This window comes from Providencia sp. 6390 (assembly GCF_058148425.1).
Genome location: NZ_JBYVYL010000001.1, coordinates 38,672 through 59,425, shown reverse-complemented (window position 1 = coordinate 59,425; position 20,754 = coordinate 38,672). Strand labels below are relative to the sequence as shown.

Annotated in this window: 20 protein-coding genes; 14 read left to right on the top strand and 6 right to left on the bottom strand. The window is 39.5% G+C overall.

Going from position 1 to position 20,754, the window contains the following annotated elements:
• Positions 1-93 precede the first annotated feature (93 nt).
• Positions 94-924, bottom strand: a complete 831-nt coding sequence (locus AC3Z9T_RS00275) for a hypothetical protein (RefSeq protein WP_490124254.1) — start codon at positions 922-924, stop codon at positions 94-96.
• A 129-nt stretch (positions 925-1,053) separates the two neighbouring features.
• On the opposite strand from AC3Z9T_RS00275, the gene AC3Z9T_RS00270 reads away from it, so the two are divergent.
• The 4 genes from AC3Z9T_RS00270 (at position 1,054) to AC3Z9T_RS00255 (ending at position 3,702) form a co-directional block, all read left to right on the top strand.
• Entirely contained in the window at positions 1,054-1,260 is a 207-nt protein-coding gene (locus AC3Z9T_RS00270; protein WP_195569419.1) for a helix-turn-helix transcriptional regulator, read from the top strand.
• A 163-nt stretch (positions 1,261-1,423) separates the two neighbouring features.
• Entirely contained in the window at positions 1,424-2,161 is a 738-nt protein-coding gene (locus AC3Z9T_RS00265) for a hypothetical protein (RefSeq protein ID WP_490124253.1), read from the top strand.
• Positions 2,162-2,200: 39 nt separating this feature from the next.
• Positions 2,201-2,785 (top strand): resolvase, encoded by a 585-nt coding sequence (locus AC3Z9T_RS00260; protein ID WP_490124252.1) that lies wholly within the window; start codon positions 2,201-2,203, stop codon positions 2,783-2,785.
• Positions 2,786-3,084: 299 nt separating this feature from the next.
• The gene (locus AC3Z9T_RS00255) at positions 3,085-3,702 is read left to right on the top strand and encodes an inovirus Gp2 family protein (protein WP_490124251.1); all 618 of its coding nucleotides are present in this window, start codon (positions 3,085-3,087) and stop codon (positions 3,700-3,702) included.
• 48 nt (positions 3,703-3,750) lie between these two features.
• Here the strand turns inward: AC3Z9T_RS00255 and AC3Z9T_RS00250 are convergent, their stop codons facing one another.
• The 4 genes from AC3Z9T_RS00250 to AC3Z9T_RS00235 all read right to left on the bottom strand — a co-directional run bounded on the left by AC3Z9T_RS00250 (position 3,751) and on the right by AC3Z9T_RS00235 (position 11,681).
• Complete coding sequence (locus AC3Z9T_RS00250) at positions 3,751-5,184, bottom strand: DNA translocase FtsK (protein WP_490124250.1); 1,434 nt, start codon at positions 5,182-5,184, stop codon at positions 3,751-3,753.
• Between the two features lie 69 nt (positions 5,185-5,253).
• Positions 5,254-8,532 carry a type I restriction endonuclease subunit R gene (locus tag AC3Z9T_RS00245; RefSeq protein WP_490124249.1) on the bottom strand — a complete coding sequence of 1,093 codons (3,279 nt, stop codon included), beginning with the start codon at positions 8,530-8,532 and terminating at the stop codon, positions 5,254-5,256.
• A 118-nt stretch (positions 8,533-8,650) separates the two neighbouring features.
• A complete protein-coding gene (locus AC3Z9T_RS00240) occupies positions 8,651-10,087 on the bottom strand; it encodes a restriction endonuclease subunit S (protein WP_490124248.1) in 1,437 nt (478 codons plus the stop codon).
• Positions 10,077-11,681, bottom strand: a complete 1,605-nt coding sequence (locus AC3Z9T_RS00235) for a type I restriction-modification system subunit M (protein WP_490124247.1) — start codon at positions 11,679-11,681, stop codon at positions 10,077-10,079. The genes AC3Z9T_RS00240 and AC3Z9T_RS00235 overlap by 11 nt, the downstream gene beginning before the upstream one ends.
• Before the next feature lie 289 nt (positions 11,682-11,970).
• On the opposite strand from AC3Z9T_RS00235, the gene AC3Z9T_RS00230 reads away from it, so the two are divergent.
• From AC3Z9T_RS00230 to AC3Z9T_RS00185, 10 genes are all read left to right on the top strand, one after another.
• Positions 11,971-12,441: an SLATT domain-containing protein gene (locus tag AC3Z9T_RS00230; RefSeq protein WP_164526512.1), complete on the top strand. Its 471-nt coding sequence runs from the start codon at positions 11,971-11,973 to the stop codon at positions 12,439-12,441.
• Between the two features lie 12 nt (positions 12,442-12,453).
• Positions 12,454-13,560, top strand: a complete 1,107-nt coding sequence (locus AC3Z9T_RS00225) for a nucleoid-associated protein (protein WP_490124246.1) — start codon at positions 12,454-12,456, stop codon at positions 13,558-13,560.
• Positions 13,557-14,540, top strand: a complete 984-nt coding sequence (locus tag AC3Z9T_RS00220) for a GTP pyrophosphokinase (RefSeq protein ID WP_490124245.1) — start codon at positions 13,557-13,559, stop codon at positions 14,538-14,540. The genes AC3Z9T_RS00225 and AC3Z9T_RS00220 overlap by 4 nt, the downstream gene beginning before the upstream one ends.
• 277 nt (positions 14,541-14,817) lie before the next feature.
• Positions 14,818-15,690, top strand: coding sequence for a GTPase family protein (locus AC3Z9T_RS00215; protein WP_490124244.1), 873 nt, complete (start codon positions 14,818-14,820; stop codon positions 15,688-15,690).
• Between the two features lie 91 nt (positions 15,691-15,781).
• Complete coding sequence (locus tag AC3Z9T_RS00210; protein WP_490124243.1) at positions 15,782-16,207, top strand: antirestriction protein; 426 nt, start codon at positions 15,782-15,784, stop codon at positions 16,205-16,207.
• Between the two features lie 14 nt (positions 16,208-16,221).
• Positions 16,222-17,058, top strand: coding sequence for a DUF932 domain-containing protein (locus tag AC3Z9T_RS00205; RefSeq protein ID WP_490124242.1), 837 nt, complete (start codon positions 16,222-16,224; stop codon positions 17,056-17,058).
• A gap of 211 nt (positions 17,059-17,269) precedes the next feature.
• Positions 17,270-17,977: a WYL domain-containing protein gene (locus AC3Z9T_RS00200; RefSeq protein ID WP_163784989.1), complete on the top strand. Its 708-nt coding sequence runs from the start codon at positions 17,270-17,272 to the stop codon at positions 17,975-17,977.
• A gap of 177 nt (positions 17,978-18,154) precedes the next feature.
• Positions 18,155-18,628 (top strand): hypothetical protein, encoded by a 474-nt coding sequence (locus AC3Z9T_RS00195; protein ID WP_490124241.1) that lies wholly within the window; start codon positions 18,155-18,157, stop codon positions 18,626-18,628.
• 143 nt (positions 18,629-18,771) lie between these two features.
• A complete protein-coding gene (locus AC3Z9T_RS00190; RefSeq protein WP_490124240.1) occupies positions 18,772-19,260 on the top strand; it encodes a hypothetical protein in 489 nt (162 codons plus the stop codon).
• Positions 19,261-19,326: 66 nt separating this feature from the next.
• Complete coding sequence (locus AC3Z9T_RS00185; RefSeq protein ID WP_490124239.1) at positions 19,327-19,779, top strand: IrmA family protein; 453 nt, start codon at positions 19,327-19,329, stop codon at positions 19,777-19,779.
• 209 nt (positions 19,780-19,988) lie between these two features.
• Here AC3Z9T_RS00185 and AC3Z9T_RS00180 read toward each other — a convergent pair whose 3' ends face one another.
• Positions 19,989-20,753 (bottom strand): restriction endonuclease, encoded by a 765-nt coding sequence (locus AC3Z9T_RS00180; RefSeq protein ID WP_272691413.1) that lies wholly within the window; start codon positions 20,751-20,753, stop codon positions 19,989-19,991.
• Position 20,754 lies beyond the last annotated feature (1 nt).

The following is a 20,754-nucleotide window of genomic DNA, read 5'->3' as shown; positions in this document are numbered from 1 at the left end:
TAATCTTTTTGACACACATTTCCTATCGACACATACTGTCCACTCCCCTGATTTTTTCAGGAACCATTTAGAAAATTCTAATTCAATATCTTTTTAACTATTTTTCATTCTAACCGTCTTTTCCATTGCTTTTTTAACCAAATTATTATCTTCTCTAGACCAATCCATTATTGTTCTATATAAATTCTCATACTCTTGCCCTACATAGTCATCTTCTTTTTGTAACGTCAGAATATAATTTCTCAATTCCAACTCTATAGCTTTCACTGCTATACTCTTTTTTTTCCATTTTTCATCTCTAGGCTGGCGTTCAAGTAGCAACATGTATGCACGCTGTTGTATATCAACCATATATTTGTTACGTAATTTTCCTCCTTTTCTGCCAGCTTCAGTTCTTTGCTTGCTTAATCGATTTACTTCCTTACTATAATTACTGAAGAGACCCAAACCAAAACACTCACTTAGCATCTCAATACTTTTCAATAAAGATCGGATAGCAATAATTTTCAGATCTGGTAAGTCACTGTTATTAAAACGCATTGCTAATCTATAATTAACACTTGACCAATAAATCCTGTCTAGCAAAAAGTCATTAACTCCTGTGTGCATATTTATTATTTTGGTATCTCTGCTTAAACACAACCTTTCGTGCAATTTGAATTTACTCCGGTATTTTAAAATGCGTTCATATAGTTCACTGACTTTACCCTCTACACGATGATCTAGAAGTATGTAACCAGCCCTATATAACTCACCCATTAAGCCGATTGTGTCAGGCTCTAGAGTTACTAACATACAAATTGCATCATCTTTCGATTTTTTTGTTAATCCTCTCCAACCTTTATCTATTTCTTCAAATAATTGCCTCTGCTTAAAATGTACCTGTCGTTTTGCCTCATCAAAAAACATTTTATAATCATTCACTTAAAAAACTCCAAAATAATAAATTAACTTAAATAGCAGAAATTTTGCTTGCTGTATATTTACTTTCTCTGATATCCATTAGACTAAACACACTTCAGATATCTCCTCAATAAAAGAGTGGAAAATACAATGAGTTCACCCAAGATCAAGATATTACGACTACCATATGTGATTCAACGGATTGGGATCGCACGGTCAACCCTATACGACTGGATAAACCCAACATCACCAAGGTATGATCCAACGTTTCCTAAACAAAAAAAATTAGGGAAACAATCTGTTGGTTGGATCGAATCCGAAATCAACGATTGGTTACTTCAACGAGAGTCAACTTAGCTAGTCATTATTTTATCATTAACGATATTAATGTTTTATTGAGAATGTTTATTATTGTGAAGAAGTTAAAGAAGTAAAACCAAAACTGGCCTAATTTATCGAATATTGACTATTCAATAACGTTAAAAATTATTTATACAAAACTTAAGAGAGGATAATTATCATGTCTCAACGGATAACTATTACTGTAAAAAATGAAAATAGTTTAAAACAGATAGATGAGTACTGCTGTAAGCATAAAACTTCACGTTCATCTTTAATATCTAGTATATTAAAGAGTGCTTGCCCATTAATTTCAGAGATAAACCAATACACTCAATTAACTAACGAGCTTGAAAGTAAATTATTTTCCCCAGATAAATCTGCAATGAATTATCAAGGGAAAGCATCTACATTTTCTTTAGCTGAACATCTTTTAGATATATGGCAAACGCACATAATAGAAAAAGGTGTCATTATTGATCAACATGCTTATCCTCATGCATTTAAAAGCCCTAAAGTTGGTCTCAAAGAAAAAATAAGTATTCAAGAAGAACTTGAGCACTACATTAGCGAACCCAATATTAAGAAGGCTATCTTTATTTATACCGATAGGCATGTTCACTATAAGCTACATAAAGCAGGTGGATTATCAAATACAATTTTAATTAAAAATACTGAGTATAAAAATTACGTTTTTGACTTTAATGGGATCATTAACATACCGATGAATGATATTGTTTTCTTTGGCATTGAAGAAGCAATAAAGAAAAGCAAAGTACAGTTAAAACATACCTATGAAGCTTTTATACCCATTTATCACACAAACCATCAATGCATTCTAATTGGAGTTATTGATAGGAACAATGCTAGCAGAAGAATAGACAAAAGCTCAAACACCATAATCATAAACCCGCTATAACAGGTCATTAATACGTTTTTTGACACCTAAGGGAATAAAATGAGCCATTATGCATACATCCGAGTAAGACATGATGACAGTGATGCCTTAGCAAATCTTGAGCAATACACACAGGAAATTGTCACGTTTTGCCCTGAGGTTAAGGATAATATCATCATTGAACGTCAACCATTGCTTGATGTGAAACTTCCTCCACCACAACTTATGGAGCATATTGACCATATTTTAACACCAGAAGACACTTTAATAACAAGGAGTCTCTATGATATAGGAAATAATACTCAGCAGGCTGCACAGATTTTATCTCGATGCCATGAACTTGGTATGGCTGTTATCATCCTTAATCAGTCTATCACGAATATATTTGAACAGAAGTTTTTCTTGCTAGACGTGCTGAATCTATTAAATGATTTAGAAGAATGCTATGAAGCACTAAAACTAAGCAGGCGACATTACATTTTGTTATCCCAAAATAAGTCATTAGGTCGACCAGCAGGAAGTAAGTATAAGGATTATATTTACGAGCTGAAGTGCAAAGGATATAAACAACGAGAGATAGCAAATAAGCTTAACATTAGCCTTTCAACTATAAAACGCCACTGGAATAAAGATATTTTCGAATAAGGCTAACTCCAGAGTAACTAATTAATATTAAATTCAGTTACAGTGCGACTCTAAATATAGTTTTCGTGTTGGATAGGTATTATATATACCATCTATCATAGCTAAACAAATAATAAAAAACCATAGTGGGAATGCATTACATAAAAAACCACCGAGGAGACGATATCTAATTTAATTAAAACCATTTTAAACCTTATTAACTAAATCATGCAAGAAGGGATAACGCAGCTCCTTTGCGTTATCCCAATATTACTTTAATCATATTAAAGGGTAAGTCAATATTATCCTAGGGAATACTCATGTCTAAAAATGAATATAATGAATTTTATCTAGAATGCATTGCTGATACATTAAATTATGCTTTAAAGAAATACTCTCGTATCACTGTAATACGAGTTGACCTTCACTTTCCGCCTGTTATCGATAATGGCGATATGCCGACCTGTTTCCCTTATTTAGAAGGAAGTCCTATATCCCGATTTACTGATTCCTTAAAAGCTAAACTTAAGCACGATCAACACCGTAAAGAGGTTCAAGGTAAACGTACTTTTGAAAACAACATGCGTTATATGTGGGTAAAAGAAATCGCAACTGCAATACAGCCTCACTACCATGTATTTTTAGTCTTCAATAAAGACGCATACTACCATTTAGGGGACTACAATTTGTTCGAGCCTAATTTACGGACCATGATCACCACAGCTTGGTACAATGCATTACAGCTCGAATTTGATCCTTCTTTTGATACAGGCACATTAGTACACTACCCGGAAAACTGCCGATATTGCTTAAATAAACTTTCAGCATCATTTTCTGACGATTACCAATTAGTCATGAAACGATTAAGTTATTTAGCAAAAGAATACTCAAAGCAGTACAGTCCTGTGCGTCGTAGTTTAGGGCGTAGTCAGTATTGATATTTGTGGTGGCCTTAGGGCCACCTATACAATAATCGATATTAGTAGCTACTCATACGGTGGAGCTAATACCTCACGATTACCATTGTAGTCTTGCTCACTGACTATGCCTTGTAGTTCTAACTGCTCTACAATCATTGCGGCTCTGTTATAACCGATCCGGAACTGCCGCTGGATCCCTGAAATAGAAACTCGTTGTTTTTCTACAACATACTCAGTTGCTTGATCAAATAATGGGTCAAGTTCTTCCTCTGCCACATCTCCATTCTGGGCATCCCCATAAAAATTAAGATAACTCGCGCTTCCCCATCGTTTGCAATAATCGACTGTATCCCTGATGTCTGAATCACTCATATAAGTACCTTGGATCCTAGTCGGTTCAGATAAACTCGGTGATGCGAATAGCATATCCCCCAAACCAAATAGTGATTCTGCACCATACTGGTCAAGGATTAAATTAGAGTCAGCCCTAGATGATACAGAAAGAGCAATACGCGTAGGGATATTAATTCGAAGCTGTGAACCAATACTGGTGGATAAAGGGCTGCGAGTCGTTAGAATTAGATGAATACCAACCACATGACCTTGCTGGCTCAATAGAACTAACATTTCCCCTATTTGTTTATACTCGCCAATAAGTTGAATGTAATCATCAACACAAACAACAATTTCAGGCTCACTGCCTAAATAAGGATGTTCGCTATAATTTTCATTAGGGCGCCAGAAAGGATCAGGTATAGGCCTACCTAACTCTTTCGCACTTGAAATTACCCTATTGTAACCACTCAAATTGCGCTGATTTAACGCACTAAGTAATTTTTGACGGCGCTGCAATTCAGTGAGCAAAAACGATAATGGCTTTATTGATTCAACAGGAGCAGAGGCAACAGGAAATAATAAGTGGGGTATATTGTTGTATAAACTAAGTTCAAGCTGGCTTGTATCAAACATCACAAAGCGAACTTTATCCGGCGAGTTTCTGTATAAAATGCTCATTATCAAGGAATGCATTAACATTGACTTGCCTGAACGCGTCACGCCTGCAATAAGTAAATGCGGCATTTGAGCGAGATCCCAGCCAACTGGATCCCCTATAATATCTTCTCCTAACATGATAGAAAGCGAAGACAACCCATTGTTTCCGCACCATTGATTAAAGCATTCAACAAAAGGCACCGCTCTACGATAGGTATTGGTCACTCGCAATCCGATATAAGGTGTACCCGCAATAAAATCAATAACTTTTATATCAATGACACTAAGGGAACGACACAATTCTGGCACTAACGCTGTCACTTGAGAGGCTTTTATCCCTCTGCCCAGTTCGATTCTAAAGAGTGCAAATGTTGCGCCTTCATCATAACTGACAACCTCACCTCTTATTTGGTATTGCACAAAGCAAGATTCAATAGCACGGGCCATAGCTTCTAGCTCTTGAGGTGACCAGCAAAGCTCAGAGGTATGAATAAACGGTTGTGCCATCAATTCCTCCCATCAAGGTGTGTTAGTTCAGTAAATTAGAGTCACCAACTATATTTCAACTATTAACCATCACACCAACTGATATTTCTTAAAGTTCTCAGCTTGCTCCAGCACACTTTTATACACCTCATCATTAGCAACTGGTGGGAAACCATAACGGTGTAATAGCAGGATAAGGTCAACTTTTAGCTTCGCTTTAATATCTTCCCGGTTGCTCCAGTCAGGATATTGTGTGCTGTCATCAACAATCAGCTTCATATCCTTAGCCAGCGCCAGCATTTTGTCGTCATCGTAGGTAAAATCGTATTTCTGGCACATATGCTGCAAAATATCGAGAAAGGCTTTCTCTTCCATATCGATGCCAATATCCTCAAATGACATCATTTCCGCCTTGATGTCATAAATCATATCCGCCATTTGTGCCGTGAAATCGTCGAACTCTTCACCATTGAGCACATCATTCTCTTTGCGTTGATTATACTGCTCGACTAAGGCTTGGAATCGCTTGGAGAAATTGATCCCTTGGAGTTGGTTGATCTTTTGGAAATCACTAATGGCTTTTTGGAGCATCTTTTGCAGCAGCTGCATTTTGGTATTCGGCAACTTGATCTTATTGATACGTGCCATGTATTCATCATCAAAAATATCGATGGTCTCAGCTTTATCATCGCCCAGAGTAAAAATCTCTTCTACCCCTTCGGCTTTGAGGGCTTCGGCTATCATTTCGCGCACCTTTTGGTTCATCTGCGCTGTATCGGGTGCATCCCCTTTCGTTAATTTATAAACGATAGAGCGCACCGCGAGATAAAAATGAATGTGCTCACGTTCATCTTGGGTGATATCTTCGCTGCCCACACATACATCATAAGCCGCTTTCAAGCGCTTCACTAAGCCCATAAAACGCAATTCAGTTTTCTTAGTTTGCAGAATAAACTCAGCCGCTCGATTAAGGCAGTCTAATTGCAGCGTTGGCGAACCCGAAAAGTAATCACGACTATCAAATTGATGGAATACCTGTGAAAGCAAATTAAGGTGGTTACGTACCTCAACGATGGATTGCTGCACATCTTCAAAGTTAGACTTATCCGCCTTAGAATACATGGCAAGCGCCATATTCATACGGCTTTTAATACCGATATAATCAACAACCAATCCCTTTTCTTTCCCTTCAAAACGGCGATTCACGCGGGAAATGGTTTGAATAAGGTTATGCTTTTGCAACGGCTTGTCGATATAGATGGTATCCAGCTCAGGCACATCAAAGCCTGTCAGCCACATATCCACCACGATGGCGATTTTGAAGTTGGATTTCGGGTTCTTAAACTGTTTATCTAACTCTCTGCGGTAGTCTTTCGTCCCCAGTAAGTTGTACATCGCCTCATGATCATCTTTCCCACGAGTCATCACCATATTGACCATTGGTAAACGCATCAATTCGTTTTTATCTTGCTCGGTTAGCAAAATACCGTCGATTGCCTGCTTCGCTTCAAACCACTCGGGCCGTTGTAACTTCAGGCTTTGGTAAAACGCATAGGCAATTTCACGGCTGGCGCAAACCACCATCGCTTTGCCTTTAATAGTCGAGCCTTCTGCCACCCGTTTTTCATAATGTTGTGCAAAATCTTTCGCTAGTGCATCGATACGATCAGGATCACCCAAAATAGAGTTCATATTCGCCGTGGCTTTTTTGCTTTCTTCTATCTGATATTCGCTAGTGCCTTGGGCTTCACATTCTTGATAGTAACGTTCAATTTCTTCTAATTTGCTGTTATCAAGAGCGATTTTCGCCGCACGACCTTCGTACACAATACGCACAGTGATCTCATCATTCACTGATTCGGTCATGGTGTAGCTATCGATAGTTTCCCCGAAGACATCTAAAGTGGCGTCGATAGGCGTCCCCGTAAAGCCGACATAAGTGGCATTAGGCAGTGAATCATGCAAGTACTTAGCAAAACCGTAAGTCTTTTTAACCGTACCATCTTCTTGGTTGATACTGATTTTTTGGTCGAGGTTGATTTGGCTACGGTGAGCTTCATCCGAGATACAGATAATATTACTGCGCTCAGAAAGTAGCTGAATGTCTTCAGTAAATTTATGAATCGTGGTGAGGAATACCCCGCCACTAGCACGCCCTGCGAGTTTATCGCGTAAATCTTGACGACTGGTAACTGGCACAATAATTTCATCGCCAATAAAAGCTTTTGCATTGCAAAACTGTTTTGCCAGTTGCTCATCAAGATCGGTACGGTCAGTGATTAAAATAATGGTCGGGCTAGCGAAATCGACGCTTTTCATCAATAAGCGCGCTAAAAATTGCATGGTGTAGCTTTTACCGCAACCTGTCGCACCAAAGTAGGTGCCACCTTTACCACTACCGCCAATATTTTCACCGCTTGCGTTAATCTGTTTACGCTCTTTCTCGATGTTGTAATACAGCTTACGAGCCGCATAATACTGCGGATAGCGGCAACACACTTTCACTTCGTGCTTACTAGTATCCGGGATGAAAATAAAGTTTTTCAGCACATCCAATAAACGCGTTGGATGGAATAGCCCTTCAATTAAGGTATACAAGCCATTGATACCTTGTTTTTCCGTTGATTCGTTACCGTTGACTTTGCGCCATGCATAGTAGAATTCATAAGGGGCAAACAGGTTACCCATTTTGTTATTCACGCCATCGCTGAGAATACACAAGGCGTTATAAACAAACAGTTTAGGAATATCGCGACGATAACGCACGCAAAGCTGTGTCCATGCATCAAATAAACTCGCCTCTTCCCCACGCACCGCCGATTTAAATTCAAACACCACCAGCGGTAACCCATTGACGTATAAAATTGCATCAGGGATGCGCAGTTGTACTCCACCATTCCGCGCTTGGCCTTCTATTTCTAACTGATTGACTAACCGATAGCGATTATTATCCGCTTCTGATGCGATGTCTTCCCCTGCAAATAACCTCGCCAGCTGGTCAGGCAAAGTTTGAGTATCGATCAGTTCGATATACAGATCTTTTTGGTTGCGGTCTTCACGCTTAAGTAAAAAGCCGTTACTGAGCCAATGGCAGAAGGTTTTGTTGCTTTGATAGAGGTCACTGGCAGGCAAAGCTTGAAGCTGCTGTAGGATGGAGTTAATTTCACCGTCAGTGATGCCATCCCCTTGATATTGCCTTGCAAGGTACTGACGCAAGTCATCCACTATCAATACTTCACTGTTGTCTTTGCGTGGGATAGTGTTGCCGAGATAATGCGGATAGCAAGACTGACCTGCATTGTTTGCATGTTGTCCTAACAGTTCAATTATCGCCTGTTCCAGTTTGGCTTCAGTAAAGATATGGCTCATGTCAGTGGCTTCTATTCTAGATATTAGTTTTTATCGAGTTGTTTTAATTAAGATAGTTTAATTGATTCGATAACAAAAGCCGCCTCACAACAATAAAAGTGTGAAGCGGTCGAATAAATTAGATGAGCGTTTCTTCTGGGTTGTCTATTTTGACATCGCTCAGGGATAGTTCGCCGGAAATTAATTTAGGGAGAAGCGTCTCGCGGAGTTTGGTTAGTGTAACAATTTCATCATCTATTAATTTCATTTTTCTAAATAGTGGCTCGACCTTTGTTTTGAAACAATTCAAAATACTTTTTGTCGGCACTAGTATTGGCATACTTTTAATAATTTTAGAATTTACGGCAGTTGCGATCGAAGATGTGCTTCCCAATGAATTGAAATCAAAGCTGGTTAGGTAACAATATAAATATGAAGCACTAATATCATGCTTGGGTTCAATAAAATGAGCTATCGCCTCATTAGTTGTAAGTTCTTCACTTGCAATAGTTACTCTACCTAGAGTTAATTTAAAGCTCAGTAGAATAGAACCTTTTGGTACTAGTTTTATGTTGAATTTTTTTACTGCATCTGCAGTTAAATACTCGCGACTACTTCCTGTATACGAACCAAACTCCCCCATATCCCTAATAGAAACCCACGTAATATTACTTTCTTTTTGTTCGCTAAACCATTCACTTTCTTTACGTGGTGGGGTTTTTCCTATCGATACATTTGCAATATTTTCCGCAGCCTTATATATCCACCCCTTAGGCACCCATCCCCCGAGCCCTAATGCAGGCTCAGCACATTCTTCAAATGCATCAGGAAATAACTGACGAATATTCTCTGGTAACGGTTTAAAATTATCACTTTCGCGCACCGCTTTACGCATTTCAACGCGGTGCAGTAATTCATCAGAGAAAGCTAAATCTTGCTCAAAAAAACCCGCATCTAGTGCATTATCGATAACAGGCTCAAAATCTACAAACCATGATTTAAATAAGGTTTGCGCCATTTGCTCTAGGGTTTGATTGATTTGGCGGTTGAGAGTGATTTTGTCATCTATATTTTTCAAAATGGTAGCGATCTTTACCTGTTCCATTTTGGGTGGGTAAGATATTTCAAGCCTACCGATCATTTCATTATTGAGGCTTGCGCGTGTTGACATAGTTGAAAATGCTAGCATCGCTTGTCTAAATATAGAACTACGCAGGTAATACCCTACATATTCTGGTAATAATTCACTTTGCTGGGTTGGACGAAGACGTTTACAAAAACCATTGAACGTTGCGTTTTCATAGTCTTTAAGAGCTACAGAGCTCATCCCTAGTTCATGCATTGTTTCGCTAGTTCGCGTTAAAAATACATCACCACGTTTAACTGAACAATTTTCACGCTCTTTATCATTAGACTGTACTAGATCACCGAGTTTATCAGGAGTGAAATAATTATAAAAAACATCTTTGAACGTCAAAAATGGATACCCACTCCCAAAGTCCTTTGCAGGTTTAGATAAACCAGAACGAAGCTCATAATGTTCAAGTAATTTAGTTGTTTTCCACTCACTCCCCATAACCCAACGCCTCCATATTTTTACGAATAGCCTTATCCAGCTCTGCGGCTTCATCCATCTGGCGATAAAGGGTTTGGGTCAGTTCCTGCATTTTGGTTTCAAAGGCCACACCATCATCTTCGACCTCCGCAGCGCCCACATAGCGCCCCGGCGTTAACACAAAATCGTTGGCCTTGATATCGTCAAGGGAGGCTACTTTGCAGAAGCCCGCCTGATCTTGATACTGCTTAATTCCAATTTCTTCGGCTACTACGCGGCGTTTCAATTCACTTTCACTACTGCGCCATGCGTGGAAGGTATCGGCAATAGTGGCAATATCTTTCGCTGTGAGCTCTTTTTGGGTACGGCTGATCATGGTGCCAAAATTACGCGCATCGATAAACAAGGTTTCCCCTTGGCGGTCACGATAGCCATATTTGGCGCTGGCTTGTTTACTTTTACTGATAAACCACAGGCAAACAGGGATTTGCGTAGTAAAGAATAGCTGACTGGGTAAGGCAATCATGCACTCAACACGGTCATCTTCAATCAGTTTTTGGCGAATTTCGCCCTCACCGCTGGTATTCGAACTCATCGAACCATTAGCTAGCACAAACCCCGCAACACCGTCTTCACTGAGCTTAGACAACATATGCAAGATCCACGCATAGTTAGCGTTGCCCGTTGGTGGAGTACGGAAACCAGCAAAACGCGGGTCGTTGGTTAGTTCAGCGTCATTACGCCAATCTTTTAAGTTAAACGGCGGATTCGCCATAATGAAATCGGCTTTCAGATCAGGGTGTTGGTCGGCAAAAAAGGTATCCGCTGGGCGCTCCCCTAAATTGCCCGTAAGCCCCCTTACCGCCAAGTTCATTTTTGCCAGTTTATAGGTTGTACTGGTCAGCTCCTGCCCATAAATCGCAATATCTTTACTTTTCCCTTGGTGGCTTTCCACAAACTTCAGCGATTGCACAAACATACCGCCCGAGCCGCAGCAAGGGTCATACACTTTGCCTTGATAGGGCTCGAGCATTTCAGCAAGCAGTGTTACGACCGACTTCGGGGTATAGAACTCACCGCCGCCCTTACCTTCACTGGCAGCAAAACGCCCTAAAAAGTACTCGTAAACACGCCCCACCAGATCTTCTTCCCCCACCCCACATTCGGTGGCAAGCGTATTGATGTTTTCAATACTGTCGATCAGTGACGCAAGTCTTTTCGGCTCAAGCCCTTGGCGAGAAAAATAGTTATCAGGTAAAGCGCCCGTCAGTGATGCGTTGCTTTTTTCGATGGTGGATAATGCGGTATCAATAATGACTGCAATATCGTCTTGCTTCGCACGCTCTTGGACATAAGACCAACGAGACTGTTGCGGTAAAAAGAAAACGTTATCTTGTTGATAGAAAACATCCATATCAACAAAGGATTCCTGACCATTTTTGATTAATTGGCTGCGTTTGGCTTCGAATTTATCACTGATAAATTTCAGGAACACCAAACTAAGCACCACATGTTTATATTCGGACGATTCAACGCTACCACGCAGTTGATTAGCGGTATCCCACAGGGTTTCTTCAAAGCCTTTGGTTGGTTTTTTCGCGGGTGATTTGGCCATATCGATAGATTCTCTTTGCTTATCAGTTATTATCGGCAAGCGCGGAGTTAGTGTTGATTATTTTTACGCTAACTGCCGATAATGTATACAAAATAGGTTTGGCTAAGATTATCGCATAAAATCAAGTGAGTTTGGGCGGAGAAAGCTAAAATTCTTTTTTAAACAGCCACTTTAACGCCCAATGTGATCTGGCACAGAATTAGCTGACACACTACCAAGTTAGATATTTCAAACACTAAGATATAATGGCATAATTCATTATTTTCATAAATGTATAAACGAGGTATAAGTGGAAATCATTAATACTGATACATTCCTTTTGAGCGAAGTTGAAAATAGTATTGTCACACTCAAATCAAAGGTTGATTGCCTTAAGAGGAAAACAAAAATTATCAATATATTAACTCTTCTCCTCGGTGCTTCGATTACTGTTACTTTGGGACTTACTATTAGTGGCTACCAAGAATATCAAAGAAATTTGGCCCTCTGTTTTGGCGCTATACTTACTGCTGTAAACGGTTGGAATGTGATATTTGATTATAAAAAATTATGGATAAGACAAAAGTCGACTCTATTACACTTATATCAATTAAAAAATGATATTTGTTTCTCACAATCTGTAGGACAAATGTCACATGATAAACAATTAGAGTTATTTGAACGATACCAAAATATTTGGGAAGACAATGGTAGTGAATGGCGTAATATAAATCGTACATCATCCCGTAATTCCATCTCATTAAAGAATTCAGATGATTAGAATAGGATTAACATGCATTTAACTCACTTAGAAATAGATAAAATTTGTATCCATCAGATTTTTAAAAGAAACCCAGACGGTTCTAAGAAGGCCCCTGAAAAAAGTTCAGTTCTTGTTAAATTCGATACGGTAGCTATGGAGACCTTCAAACAAAGAGTAATCGGTGCTCTTGGCTCTCAATCAAAAGCCGTAGATATGAAGATCATTGAACAAGATAAAGACAAAACACCAAGTTTATTCACATCTCTAAGATCAGTTACAGATGTAACATTTATTGACACAACATACGTATTAGCAGATAAACTTGCTGATGCTCAAAAACGTAAAGGTTTATCGGGTGGTATAGTAGTAGTGTTCTTGGGTTCTTTTGGTTCAACCGAAGCGGATAAAAGAAAAAAAATAGTTGGCGTTATAAAGGCTGATATTTACAGCGCCTATCAGAAAATTGAAGATGAGAACACTCATGAAATCTCTCTTAAATATGTAAAAGAGGCTTTATTAACACCGTCTTCCAAGCTATTTAAAACCGCAGCATTTGCTGAAAAACATCCCAAATCGGGCGATTCAACAACTCTTGACTTAAATGATAGCTGGGTAGTAGCTGTATCCGACTATCAAATTAGCCAAGTAGATGGAAAAATAGCTGCTCAGTATTTCTATGAAACATTCTTAGGCTGCGGATATCCAGAATCAAGTGCAAGAAATACCCAAAAATTCTTTGAATCTGTTAAAACCTTCATCAAGAATCTAGAAGTATCGAATGAGGAAAAATACGAGCTAAATAATGCGCTAGTCTGTTATTTAAAACTAGATAAATCCGGAGTTATATCACCAGACAAATTTGCCCGAACTTATTTCGATTCTGACACTGCTGATGACTTCATCGCTCACTTAGGGGATTCGGGGGTTCCTACTACATCCTTTACAAAGGATACACAGCATGTTAACAGCAAACTTAAAATGCAAAAAGTGTCATTTGGACAAAATATACGCTTATTAGCACCTGCTGAAATACTAAAGGACAAAGTAATTATGGAGCCGATTGTATTTGATGAAAACGGTATTCCCGTAAATTGGACTAAACTAGTTATAAAAGAAAAATTGGCCTTACCACAGTGAATGAGGCTGAATTTCTTGAAAAATGGCATATAGAAAAACCCTTCTACCAAGCTTGGGGCAACTTTGTCGTATCTAAAATCAACTCATCTATTGAATTGCTAGGATATGATATTAACAATTACGTAAAGATAACACCTTTTGCTCGAATTAAAGACAATAATTCACTTATTGACAAAGCTTTTTATAGGCCGGACAAGTCATATGAACAGCCTTACGATGATATTGAGGATAAGGTGGGGTGTCGATTTGTAGTGTTACTTATTGATCAAGTTGAACAAATTGCCGATATCATTAGATCTGATACATCTTGGATTGCTGAGGAATGTAGGCATTTCAACGATGAACGTAACAAGAGTCCATTATTATTCACATATCAATCTGTACATTTTGTTGTTCGAGCAAAAGGAAACATAGAGTTTGATGGTATAACCATACCAGAAAGTACACCATGTGAAATACAAATTCGAACCCTACTTCAGCATGCATACGCGGAGCTAACGCATGATTCAATTTATAAAACTAACAAAATAGTTAAACCAGAAATCCATCGAACCGTCGCTAAAAGCATGGCATTGATTGAAACTACAGACGATTTTTTTAAAGAAGTAAGTACTAGCTTACAAGGACCTATTGAGCAATATGAAATTGTATCAATACTTGATTCTTTATACACAGAATTTCTATCTTCACCACCATTAAAATTGCAAAAGTCATCCTATTATGTTTTAGATGCATTTGAAGATCTTTTTGAAAATAAGTTTCAATTAAGAATACGAAAAATAATTGAAAATGATGCCTATGACTTGGTTAATGTGATAAAAACTAAAGCACATAAAAATCCATTCTATAAGCAAAGTATCTCTATTTTTACTGGCTGGTTAATAATAGAGCGAAAAAATAGAGTTGTAAGAGACTGGCCTTTAGATTCAGATCTTTTAGAAGAATTTGCGTCAGCCCTTTCTGTCTCACTCGATCTATAGTAACCAATTAAAAATAAATATTATCGTAGTATTTTTCGGATTCCAGCTTTTCAATTGTTTTAAACACTATCCTATGTGTTATATCAACATCACTAGTATTAATTTTTGCATAATCATTTTTGTATTAACCAACTTCATGAACCTATAAAATATTTTGTGTCAAATCGATTTCAATAATTCAATATTGGTAATATTGAAAAACAACACAAATAAAAAAATCTCAGATATATATTATCTCTTTGAATAACTGTCATTTTCTTTCATTTCAAGGAGTAATATGCATCAGAGCTCTCACTTTAAACCCATCTTATCCGCTCTACCTCATTCATTCCAAACCTCTTTTTTCAACCAACTCAATCACCTAATCAACTACTCACCCACCATAGGTCTGATGGGTAAAACTGGAGCTGGAAAATCCAGTCTGATCAACTCCCTATTCCAATCCTCACTATCGCCTGTAAGTAATGTTTCTGGTTGTACACGCCAAGCCCAGCGCTTCAGTATGTCGATGAACAACCATACACTCACCTTTGTTGATTTACCCGGTGTAGGGGAAAGCCTTAAGCGAGATAGAGAATACCACCAGCTCTATCGCAGCTTATTGCTGGAACTGGATTTCATTATCTGGGTACTTAAGGCCGATGATAGAGCATGGTCGTCAGATGAACAGTGCTACCGCTTTCTCACGGAACAATGTGGTTATCAACCAAACCGCTTTCTATTTGTGCTTAACCAAGCTGACAAAATAGAACCCTATCGCCAGTGGGATGAACACAAGCATCAGCCCTCCCCGGAGCAAGCGGCTAACTTGAAGTTAAAGCAGCAAGCCGTGATAACAGCATTTAAGCCGCATCATCCTGTGATGACGGTTTCTGCGGCAGAAGGTTACCAACTGACTGAATTAGCAGAGCAATTAATACAGGTATTACCGGCAGAGGCTAGTAGCGGTGTCGCTAGGCAACTGAACAACACTTACCGGACGCAATCTGTAGAAACTTCGGCACGTAACGATTTTGGGCAATGTGTCAGTGATATTGTTGATACTTTAATCGACATCATTCCGTTGCCACCACTGATAAAAAGTACGATTGGTACGGTCAAAAATAGCATCGTCTCCGTCGCTAAATCCCTGTGGAGTTTTTTCTTTTAACTTCTTAAATTAACACAACATTGATGACATCAAGCGCGAGTCCTTAACGGGATTGGCGCTTTTTTATTTCTTTTTATTGGAGTATCAACTTATGAGTAACACAACTGAATCTACTATCACAATGGAATTAGTCCCTGATGAACAACGCCTTGATTTTTGGTTCAACCATTTTGGTGCAGTGAAAGGCTGGGCCACCTTTGAAGTGGTGATCTTCACCACGATGGGTCAATTCTGCGACGAGTATCATGGCGGTTACTGGGAGTACGGGATGCTCAGTAATGGCGGTGCCTTTATCTTCCCCGATATCAACGCAGACACCTTAACCCTATTCAACATGCACAACGGCAATGAAGCCACTGTGAGTCAAGAAGCGGCAGGGATTGCTGTGTGTCTGATTCTGTACAGTATCTGGTCATTCCAAACGGAAAGTGAAGTGATGTGCGACCGCTTTTATCAGCTGCGTGACTACGCTTCACAACATCCTGAATCCGCTGCCATTTTCCATTTAATTGATTAATCAGGAGTTTTATCATGAGTTTATTAGCGTCTCGTTTTGGCTCTGCTAACAGTATTCGCCGTGACCGTCCACTCACTATCGAAGAGTTATTCCGTACTGTACCGAGTGTGTTTTCTGAAGAAAAACACGATTCGCGCAGTGAGCGTTATACTTACATTCCTACCATTACCTTACTCGATAGCCTGCAAAAAGAAGGCTTTTATCCGTTCTTTGCTTGCCAGACCCGTGTACGGGATATCAGTCGTCGAGAGCACACCAAGCATATGTTACGGCTTCGACGCCATGACCAAATTACGGGAATACAAGTTCCTGAAATTATTTTGCTCAATAGCCATGATGGCTCAAGTAGCTATCAAATGTTACCGGGACTCTTTAGAGCCGTGTGCTCTAACGGTTTGGTCTGCGGCGATGTATTAGGGGAAGTGCGTGTACCCCATAAAGGGGATGTGGTGGGTAAAGTGATTGAAGGGGCGTATGAGGTGCTAGATACTTTTGAGCAAGTGGCTGAAAAACGCGAAAGTATGCAGTCGTTATTGTTACCGCCTCCCGCCCAGCAAGCCTTTGCTGAAGCGGCTTTGACCTACCGCTTTGGTGAAGAGTTCCAGCCCGTCACACGAGAGCAAATTCTACAGCCTCGACGCTTTGAAGATAAGAAAGAAGATCTTTGGACGGTGTACCAACGTCTACAAGAAAACCTGATTAAAGGGGGATTATCAGGCAGAACCGCAAAAGGTAAACGGGCCCGAACTCGTTCGGTGAATGGGATTGATGGCGATATCAAACTCAATAAAGCCCTGTGGGTGATGGCAGATACCTTATTTAACCAACTCGCCCCTCGTCAGCCCAACTAATTTTCCCGCCCTGACAGGTTGTGTCGTTACACCTCACTTTCCTATCGTTTAAATAAACAGCATCGCGTTATTTATCAATGAATTACTTATAGTCATTTTTCACTAAAAAGCCCAATGAGAATTTTTCCCAACAGACATAACCTGTCAATCCCCTAAGTTAAACTCCCTCACTTCTTAATTTCCTAACGTCTGTTATTGAGAGCAATACGTTATGTTTCAGACCAACCGAAAATATGACCGCATGGCTGTGCGACTCTCTGCGCTGATTGCCCGCTTAATGGCAGGAGAAAGCCTTGTGCTCTCGCATTTAGTCCAAGAGTTCAATGTTTCTGAACGCACGTTACAACGGGATTTACGTGAACGCTTGGCCTATCTTGGTGTAGAAGGTCGGCAAGGTTGTTATCGCTTGCCCATCAATACGCTAAAAGCTTATCGAGACAAAGATGTTCTTACCTTTGTGAAACAGATTGGGATGACTCGGTTGTTCCCGGGGCTAGACAGCCGCTTACTCGGGTTGCTGTTAACCCAGCAGCCCCATGCACCTTGTTTGATTTGGCATCACGCCCATAAGATTTCAGCTCTACATGCCGACCATTTCTATCAATTGGTGTATGCCATTACCAGTAAGCAATCTATTAGCTTACTCACGCCTGAGCGTCGTTTTAATCCACTACAACCTTATCAACTCATTTACCGTGAAGGTCAGTGGTACTTATTGGCGGAATACCACCAGCAAGTACATGTCTTGTTGTTAGAGGATATCCAGCAAGTTCAATCACTTAATACCCCCTTCACACCGAAACATGCAGTGATGCAACTGTCACAACAAAACAGTTTTATCGCGGCACTACCGCATTTTCGATTGATATCACAAGTACTTACCTCTCTTCCATCACACAAAGAAAGGAGCCGACCATGACGCTATTAACCCCACCAGCATCGCATCCTACACATTGCCCCCACTGTTCTTCTGAGCAAGACATCATTGCATGGGGCACGGGCTGGATGTGCCGCGATTGCGGCCACGAATGGATCATGCCTATTCAAAATCACCCTCACACCGTGAACTCATCATCACATAAGGAAGCTTAAAAATATGAACACCGTTTCACACTTACAACTGGGTTTAGAGAGAATAGCTATCGTTATCAGTATTTTGTTATGCCTTTGGATCACTGGCGTATTGTTAACACACTTCCAGCTTATCGCTCTCATCATGAACCCGTATGGGATCACATTGATGTACCTCGTTTTATATCTCTTTGCTTTGGTTATCCCACAACTCTTGGCGCAATTAGGCTTGTGGGTTTTAAGTGCCTTTAAGGGGAATGATTATAGAATCCATTTCAACCCCAAATTAGTTGCCATTATCTCTACCATCATTATCGGATTAGCCCTCTCTAGCCTACTGATTATCATGTCATCCGGTTGGCTATACGGTTTTACTGAAGTTATCGCCACCACAATATTGCTGATTGATTTGCTTATCGCCACTGGTATCGCCTTTTATCTTCATCGGCGAATTCATCACTGGGTTTCAATGCGACTAAACCGTCAGTCATCACATTAAGCATGATCAGCAATTTTTGTTGTGAATGCCTTATTCACCAGATAACCACAGAATACGCCATATCAGGGAAAACCAAGCACCCATTAGACGGTGTTCATCAAGCGTCAATCTGACGTTTCTATTTATGTTGATAGGAATTTATAATGAAAAGATATGTAGTTGTGACTGTATTGGCCTCACTGTGGCTGATGACATCACCCGCCTCTGCCACCAGCCAGCCCCCTAAAAATACCATTTGGGAATATAAAGGGGATGGCGGTAAAACCTTATGGCAAGTGTGTGGAAGCCAAAACAGTAGCTGTAGGATTGTGGGCTCAACCAAGCATTATGTTGCTGTACTGAATCATAAATCAGCATCAGACTGTGCATTTGGTGATTTTTATATCGTGGCAAGAACTGACGGAAACTGGCAACAACGCGATACAGGCACTTGTAGCCCTAATGCCTACGTCCAAAAAGGAACCATTAATAATGGTCAGTACTCCTCGGTCGATATTGGTGTTGGTGGGACGATTGTAGCCCGTTACCCCATTGGGTATTGGAGTATGCAAAAAGAGTTCTCAGGTAAGAACCGACCGCGCTGGAAAGAAAAAGATCGTACTAAAGGCGGATTTCAAGCCTACCAACAATAAATCTATATTCTCGCTACCGCCATTGACGGTAGTGAGGACGATAAAAGAGAACAAAAAGGTAACGTAATGAATAAGATAAAAAGCGTATTTGCGGTGGGTTTATTGGCAGCCAGTGCATTTAGTTTGGCTGAAGAACAACAGCGTTATGCGAGCATCACACATACCAGCTCAAATTTTATTAACCAAGGCTACTGTGGTTATTCATTTACCCTCGATAATGGCGGTAACCATATGGTTTTAGACCACGCTGAATTTGGCGCACTAGAACTAACGCTGCGAATGAAAGATGGGCAAGGAAAAGTATTAGGGGATACGATACTGGAAGTGGAACCTTTTGGCGATTCTAGCGCCACTCGAGCCACCTTTGCAGGGTTGGAAATTCCGTGTGAGGATGTTGCTGAGTTTGAAGTAGTTAAAGCGGTGGAATATCAGAATGGACGCAAAATCGAATTACCGCTATCGATCTTTGAGGCCAATAATCCGGAGCTGGCGAAGATGAGTGTGGCTGGGGGGAAATAATCATTTTTGGCTCTCTACCAAGGTAACATATGGCAGAATGAGTGATCTGCCATTTTTTGATTCGGGTGCTTTTTAGGTATCTTAATCATCAATCTAATAATGATATATATTGGTTCAGATTCGGGCTAACAACTTTCTGATATAATATACAAATAAGCCAGCTAACCAACGATTTTAACGAAAAGCAGACGAAAAACATAAAAGGTTGACTAATCAATAAGCCAATCAGATGGATAAATCATCTGATGGCATAGTTCCACTATCTTAGTAAAAGCTTCATCAAATTGAGCAGTAACATTATATTCTGAAGCATCGATAAAAAATTCAATCTCATTGATCATTGTATTTAACTTTTTTAGGTGAATGAATTTATTTAACTGATATTCCTTAAGAATTTTCAGCTTCCCCATATGGTCATTTAAGTACCACTTTAGATTTAAATCCTTATCAAATAAGAGTAAACAACACTTAGCACTATCGATATTATCAGCATTTAGTAGATCATCACCACAGCCACAGCAACAAAGCAAAGGATCATAGTCGGCTCCAAATATCTTAGGCTGAGTAATACTTCCTGAGTAAAAAAAACTTTGATTAACCATGAATGGAAGACTTGTTAAATTTTTAGCTATCTCAGTATTTTCTAATATTAAATGAGGAATATCAGATAAATTTAAATAATCCCTTAAATTTTTCCCTGCCTTAGTTGAATAGAAACCTATAAATCTTTCTGTATTATGTTGTAACATTCTATCAGTAATTGAATCCTCATCAAAAAGTGTTACCGATTTATTAGATCTCACATAGTTTTTGCAACTAACTAAGCACCGTATTGAATCTTTTTCAGCAATTAGATCTTTACCTCCGTCAGGGCCTACAGAAGCATCTTCTAAAATCGTATATCCGATATTTTCTAAATAATATGCAGCAAAATTCTCCCAGTCATCCGGAGACATATTTTGAAATATATTCATT